General features: G+C 62.0%; 7 protein-coding genes and 1 pseudogene. 4 read left to right on the forward strand and 4 right to left on the reverse strand.

The features are described from left to right. The first annotated feature begins 58 nt into the window (after window positions 1-58). Window positions 59-556 carry a DMT family transporter gene (locus JP75_RS23430; protein WP_035087351.1) on the forward strand — a complete coding sequence of 166 codons (498 nt, stop codon included), beginning with the start codon at window positions 59-61 and terminating at the stop codon, window positions 554-556. After that, the gene (locus tag JP75_RS23435) at window positions 553-975 is read left to right on the forward strand and encodes a DMT family transporter (protein WP_035087353.1); all 423 of its coding nucleotides are present in this window, start codon (window positions 553-555) and stop codon (window positions 973-975) included. The genes JP75_RS23430 and JP75_RS23435 overlap by 4 nt, the downstream gene beginning before the upstream one ends. A 59-nt stretch (window positions 976-1,034) precedes the next feature. Here JP75_RS23435 and JP75_RS23440 read toward each other — a convergent pair whose 3' ends face one another. Both JP75_RS23440 and JP75_RS23445 read right to left on the reverse strand, forming a co-directional pair. Further along, entirely contained in the window at window positions 1,035-2,474 is a 1,440-nt protein-coding gene (locus JP75_RS23440) for an aldehyde dehydrogenase family protein (protein ID WP_035087355.1), read from the reverse strand. Between the two features lie 55 nt (window positions 2,475-2,529). Next, entirely contained in the window at window positions 2,530-3,681 is a 1,152-nt protein-coding gene (locus JP75_RS23445; RefSeq protein WP_035087358.1) for a fumarylacetoacetate hydrolase family protein, read from the reverse strand. A 269-nt stretch (window positions 3,682-3,950) separates the two neighbouring features. Between JP75_RS23445 and JP75_RS23450 the strand changes: the two genes are divergently transcribed. Next, window positions 3,951-4,664: an SIMPL domain-containing protein gene (locus JP75_RS23450; protein WP_035087360.1), complete on the forward strand. Its 714-nt coding sequence runs from the start codon at window positions 3,951-3,953 to the stop codon at window positions 4,662-4,664. A gap of 184 nt (window positions 4,665-4,848) precedes the next feature. Here JP75_RS23450 and JP75_RS23455 read toward each other — a convergent pair whose 3' ends face one another. Together JP75_RS23455 and JP75_RS23460 are read right to left on the reverse strand one after the other, a co-directional pair. Then, complete coding sequence (locus JP75_RS23455; protein WP_035087362.1) at window positions 4,849-5,679, reverse strand: sulfite exporter TauE/SafE family protein; 831 nt, start codon at window positions 5,677-5,679, stop codon at window positions 4,849-4,851. Window positions 5,680-5,681: 2 nt separating this feature from the next. Then, a complete protein-coding gene (locus JP75_RS23460; protein ID WP_035087363.1) occupies window positions 5,682-6,101 on the reverse strand; it encodes a secondary thiamine-phosphate synthase enzyme YjbQ in 420 nt (139 codons plus the stop codon). A 257-nt stretch (window positions 6,102-6,358) separates the two neighbouring features. On the opposite strand from JP75_RS23460, the pseudogene JP75_RS26375 reads away from it, so the two are divergent. Further along, window positions 6,359-6,625 (forward strand): annotated as a pseudogene (locus JP75_RS26375) (hypothetical protein); the annotation flags it as partial.

The following is a 6,625-nucleotide window of genomic DNA, read 5'->3' on the forward strand; positions in this document are numbered from 1 at the left end:
TGTTTCCGGCCCAGTCGTGCCTAAAGTCGCCACTAACCTCCCTTATTCGAATCGAACCATGACCTCTCCCCCAACCCAGCGGACCAACCCGCTGCATTTGCTTGCGGCCTTCGCCAGTGGCGGCATCCTGACCCTCGCGATCTTCGTCAATGGCGAGGCCGGCCGCTTCGGCGGCGCGATGTTCTCCTCCTGGCTCGCCCATGGCACCGGCACGGTCGTCGCCATTCTCTTTCTCGCCGTCGTCTGGCGCGGCCAGCGTGCCGCTGCCGCCGAAGCCACGGGCAAAATCGGCAAGGCACCCCTCTGGGCCTATGCCGGCGGCCTCTGTGGCGCCGTCACGGTCATGCTGACCTCGACCTCCGTAAATTCCCCCCTCGCCCTCGCCGGCACCCTCGCCCTTGGCCTCGCCGGCCAGGTCGTCCTCAGCCTCGCCGCCGATTTCTGGGGCCTTCTCGGCCTGCCCAAGCGCAAGCTTGACCTGCGCGATGCCGGCGCCGTCATCCTCATCGCCGCCGGCAGTCTCCTCATCATCCTCTTCGGGCTCGGCGCCGCATGATCATCCCCATTCTCGCCGCTTTCGCCGCCGGCCTCCTCGTCATCCTCAGCCGCCAAGTCAATGGCCGGCTCTCCATGTCCACGACGCCACTGATCTCCTCCTTCTGGAACCACTTCGTCGGCTTCGCCTTCCTCACCGTGGTCGGCCTCGTCATCGGCGGCCTCATCCCCGCCAATATCGCCGAAATGCCCTGGTGGATTTACACCGGCGGCGCCATCGGCGTCGTTTTCGTCGCCGCTGGCTCCTGGCTCATCACCCGCATCGGCGCCGTCAACTCGACGCTGCTGGTCATCGCCGGCCAGATGGTTTTTGGCGTGATTTTTGATCTCCTGCGCGGCGCACCCGTGACAATCTGGGCCGCCGCGCTTGGCGTTGTCCTGATCCTCGCCGGGATGTGGCTCACACAGCGCAAACGGTAACAGTCTGCTAACGAAAACGGGGCCCGAAGGCCCCGTTGCTAACGCGATTTTCGCAAGTCTTAGCCGGCCGCGGTATAGGCCGTCTTCACGATGGTGAAGAACTCAGCCGCATACTTGCCCTGCTCCCGCGGACCGTAGCTGGAACCCTTGCGACCACCAAACGGCACATGGAAATCGACACCGGCGGTCGGCACATTGACCATCACCATGCCGGCTTCCGAATTGCGCTTGAAGTGCGTCGCATACTTCAGCGAGGTCGTCACGATACCAGCCGAGAGACCAAACTCTGTGTCATTGGAAGTCGCTAGCGCCTCTTCGTAATCCTTCACCTTAATGACGGCAGCCACCGGCCCGAAGATTTCTTCGCGCGCGATACGCATCGAGTTCGTCGCTTCGGTGAACAGCGTCGGCTGCAGGAAATAGCCCTCCGTCGCCCCCTTCACGCGCTCGCCACCGGCGACCAGCTTGGCGCCTTCGCCCTTGCCGATTTCGATATAGTCCGTGTCTTGCTTGAGCTGGCTCGGATCGACCACCGGCCCGATTTCCGTATTCTTATCAAGGGCATCGCCAACACGCAGATTGCGGGTGCGCTCGGCCAGAGCCTCCACGAATGCATCGTGAATGCCTTCCGTAACGATCACGCGCGAAGCCGCCGTGCAGCGCTGGCCGGTCGAGAAGAATGCCGACTGCGCAACGGTTTCAACAGCAACCTTGAGGTCCGCATCGTCAAGCACGATGGTCGGATTCTTGCCGCCCATTTCGAGCTGGAACTTGCGGTTATGCTCGATCGAAGCCGCCGCCACGCGCTTGCCCGTACCCACCGAACCGGTGAACGAGATAGCGTTGACGTCCTTGCTATCCAGCATGGTCTGGCCAACCACCGAACCCTTGCCCATCACAAGGTTAAGCACGCCCTTGGGGAGGCCCGCACGCACCAGAATGTCAACGATCGCCCAGGTCGAGCCCGGCACGAGATCAGCCGGCTTGATCACCACGGTATTGCCATAGGCCAGCGCCGGAGCGACCTTCCAGGACGGGATGGCGATCGGGAAATTCCACGGCGTGATGATGCCGATGACCCCCAGCGGCTCGCGGGTGATTTCAACGCCAACGCCCGGACGCACAGACGGCAGCACTTCGCCCGAGAGACGCAGCACTTCACCAGCGAAAAAATCAAAGATCTGGCCGGCGCGGGTCACTTCGCCAATGCCTTCGGGCAGGGTCTTGCCCTCTTCGCGGCTCAGCAATTCGCCCAGTTCCTGCTTGCGGGCGAGGATTTCGTCGGCAGTCTTGCGCAGGATGGCGTGGCGCTCAAGGATGCCCGAACGCGACCAGGCCGGGAAAGCGGCCTTGGCAGCGGCAATAGCCTGCTTGGTTTCTTCAACAGTCGCGCGGGCATAGACACCGACAACTTCGTTGAGATTGGACGGGTTGATGTTCTCGACGCCATCGGCGCCGACCCATTCGCCGTTGATCAGGTTCTTGTGCAATTCGCTCATGTGGGAAGCCTTTCAGAAATGTCGTGCATCGCCCGTGGGGAGGAGGTCAGCAGGGCTAGAGGAGGTCGGCGCGGGCAAGATCGCGCAGCAGGTGGCTCGAACCATAGGTCCAGGGCGGACATTTGGTCGAAAGATTGACTGTGTTGGTCAGCGTACCGAGCGACGGCGTCGAAATGGAGACAGTGTCGCCGAGCTTGTGGGTAAAGCCCTTGCCGGCGCCGTCGCGATCCTTCACCGGCGCAAACATGGTGCCGAGATAGAGCACCAGCCCATCGGGATATTGGTGATGCCCGCCAATGGTCGCGGCAACGAGAGATTCCGGCGTACGCGAAATCTGCGCCATGTTCGAAGCGCCTTCCAGCACGAAGCCGTCGGTGCCTTCCACGCGCAGCGCAATCTCGGAATTCTTCACCGTCTCAAGCGTAAAATCGCCATCGAACAGGCGAATGAATGGCCCGAGCGAAGCCGAGGCGTTGTTGTCCTTGGCCTTGCCCAGCAGCAGCGCCGAGCGCCCTTCGACGTCGCGCAGATTAACGTCATTGCCCAGCGTCGCGCCGATGATCTCGCCCTTGCTGGTCACCAGCAGCGCCACTTCCGGCTCGGGATTGTTCCAGCTCGAAATCGGATGCAGCCCCACCTCGGCGCCATAGCCAACCGAGCTCATCACCTGGCTCTTGGTGAAGATTTCCGCGTCAGGCCCGATCCCCACTTCGAGATACTGGCTCCACACGCCCTTCTCGATCAGCGCCGCCTTGACCTTCATCGCCGGCTCGGAGCCCGGCACAAGCTGGCTGAGATCGGTGCCAATCAGGTCCAGAATTTCAGTGCGCAACGCATCCGCACGAGACTTATCCCCGCGGGCCTGTTCTTCGATTACTCTCTCGAGCAGCGAAACGACGAAGGTCACGCCGGAAGCCTTGATGGCCTGCAAATCGATGGGAGAGAGGAGAACGGGCAAATTTTCACTGGTCTGACCAGCGACGGAATTGGCAACCACCGCTGCGGCATCGCCAAGCAGCACGCCTGTGGCAGCCTTCACATGGGCCGCGGCCTTGCCGCTTTCGGCAATGTCGCGCACGGTCGCAAAACCCTTGGCCGTGATGTCGACGAGCTTCCCATCGCGCACCGTCACGATGCGCGGCTCGGAATGGCCTGGTACGCGGGCGCGACCAAGTAGAATACCCTCGGGAATGACGTTCGCGACCATGCTGGCTCCCCCAACTAAAATGTTAGCTGTGACTACCCCAGCGGAACCGCACGGCGCAAGCCCGACGTCTAAATAATCATACTTATTGCCAATGCCAAGAGCCCCTGGTGGCCAATCTTTTTCTTCCGAGAATCCTTGCCAATTCCGGCGATTTCCCAACGTCCACAGAAACATAAACGGCTCGTTCAACTGGCGTTCATGTGCGCCCCAATACTGACGCATTGGCTGAGGAATGAATTGCCTCACCAAACACACATACGGAGTTTGCCATGCGTCTCGCGATTGCCCTCGCCCCCCTCGCCCTTCTTGCTGCCGCCGTTCCCGCTTTTGCCGGTACGATCACCATTGAAGGCCGCGGCGAAGTCCGGGCTGCGCCGGATATGGCGCTGATCAATTCGGGTGTGACCACCCAGGGCGCCACCGCCCGCGAAGCACTCGATGCCAACACTGCCGCCATGGCCGAGCTCATCGCCGCCCTCAAGGAAGCCGGCATCGAAGCGCGCGACATCCAGACCTCCGGCTTCTCGGTCAATCCGAACTATGTCTATTCCGACGCCCGCGATGAAAACGGCTATACCCTGCCGCCCAAGATCAACGGCTACCAGGTGTCCAACACCGTCACCGTTGCCGTGCGCGATCTCGAAGAACTCGGCGGCATCCTCGACAAATCGGTGAATGTCGGCGCCAACACCATCAATGGCGTCAGCTTCTCGGTGACCGACCCGACCGAGCTTTATAATGAAGCCCGCAAGGCCGCCTTTGCCGATGCCCGCAGCAAGGCCGAACTCTACGCCACCGCCGCCAATGCGACGCTGGGCGAGCTCGAAGCTATCTCGGAAAGCCAGAACATCAACAGCCCGATCCCCATGCCGATGTATGCCCGCGCTGATGTAGCTGCCTCGGCCGTTCCGGTGGAAGCGGGCGAGATGACCTTCGAGATCGGCGTCAATGTTCAGTGGGAACTGGACACCAAAGCAAACTAATTCACGTCGGTGGCCTTGAACCGGCCACCTTCATGGCACACCTGCCACCTGAACCGGAGCCATCGGTTCAAGCCTTTCCGAGGTAGGTGGCATCCAGATTTCCGGGTTCCCCCTGTTGAGGGGGGCTTGGACGGTGGGGGCGGACCACCGTAGTCACCCGCCCCCACCTGCCCTTTCCGGCGGCTTAGCCCGCCAGCACTTTCCAGAGCATGTTGAGGCCCACGGCCACGAGGAACGCGGCGAAGACGTATTTGAGCGTCTTCTGATCGAGCCTGTGCGCCAGCGCGGCCCCCAGCGGGGCGCAGACCGCGGCCATTGCGCCAACCAGCACCAGCGCGACAATATTGACATAGCCCACGCTCAGCGGCGGCAGGTCGCTTACGCCCCAGCCCGAGATAAGAAAGCCCAGCGTACCCGACAGGGCAATCGCCACGCCGATGGCCGCGGACGTGCCCACGGCCTTGTGCATGGTATGGCCGAAGGCCACCAGCGTCGGCACGGTCAGCGAGCCGCCACCGATCCCCATCAACGACGAGAGATAGCCAACCACGAACGCCGCGATGCGATGCGTTGGCTTGGAGCCGTGCAGATGCCCCATGAGCTTGGTCTGGAATGAGAAGACGATATTGGCCGCGATGACAAAGGCCATGACGGCGAAGACGATGCGCAGCACGTCGCCCGAATACCAGCCGGCCATCAGCCCGCCGATGAACGTGCCCGCCACGATGAACGGCGCCCAGAGCTTGAATACCTCGATATCAAGCGCCCCGCGCTTGTGGTGCGCCCGCGCGCTCATGATCCCGGTGGGAATGATGATGGCGAGCGACGTCCCCACAGCCACATGCTGCACCACATCGGAATCAAAGCCCATCCACAGCAGCGCTGTGCTCAGCGCCGGGACAATGACCGCCCCGCCGCCAATGCCCAGCAGCCCCGCCGCCACGCCTGAAACCACACCCGTGGCCAGCATGCCGAGCACAAACGGCCAGTAGCCAATAATGGTGGCCCAATCCATGTTCATTCCCCGATGATATGCAGCACCACGCTCCGCTGATGCGGTCGCCTACGGTGCTCGAAAAGATAGATGCCCTGCCAGGTCCCGAACACCGTTTGCCCATCGACCACGGGGATCGAGATGGAGGTCTGCGTCAGGGCCGACTTGATATGCGCCGGCATGTCGTCCGGGCCTTCGGTGGTATGCACCAACCAGTCCATGCTTTCTGGTGCCAAACGCCGGAAAAAGCCCACGAGATCGGTCTGCACGTCCGGATCGGCATTTTCCTGGATCAGCAGCGAACACGAGGTATGGCGCACGAAAACCGTAAGAAGACCCGTCGCAATACCCGATTCCGCCACGAACCGGTCCAGCGCATCGGTGAACTCGTAAAGTCCCTGCCCTCTTGTGCAAATGCTGATGCTGTGGACGGCCTGCTGCATAGTTTGGGCCTAGCATGCCCTCGCCTGTGGAACCAGCGCATGACCAACCCAAACCGTCCACTTTGCCCCACTGGCGCCATGTTCGCTCGATCAACCTCGTGCCATCAGCCCGGAGGAACCAACGCCAAATCCAGGCGTTGCGGGCTTTGCGGGGGCACAGCATCACGTAAAGGGCTCTTCCAAACCATTCAGACTGTGTTCAGGATGGCGCCGCGATGCTTGTCTCAAATGTCACTCGACATAAAGGAAGAAGAACAATGCGCCTCAGAAACTGGCTCTTCGCCGGCACAAGCCTCACCCTTCTCAGCATGGCACCTGGTAGCGCCTTTGCTCAGGACGCGGCCCCGGAACTGCCACAAGCCTGTATCGACCTGGGCTTCGAGACGCTTGAAGAGTGTATCGCAGCTCAACCAGCCGGCGAAGCGCCTGCGGTAGAAGCGCCCGCTCCTGCAGAGGCAGCTCCCCCGGCCGAAGAACCCGCGCCGCCCGCCGAGCCCGCACCAGAGCCAGCGCCCGAGGCGGCT

Origin of the sequence: Devosia riboflavina (assembly GCF_000743575.1) — a bacterium.
Lineage (GTDB): Bacteria > Pseudomonadota > Alphaproteobacteria > Rhizobiales > Devosiaceae > Devosia > Devosia riboflavina.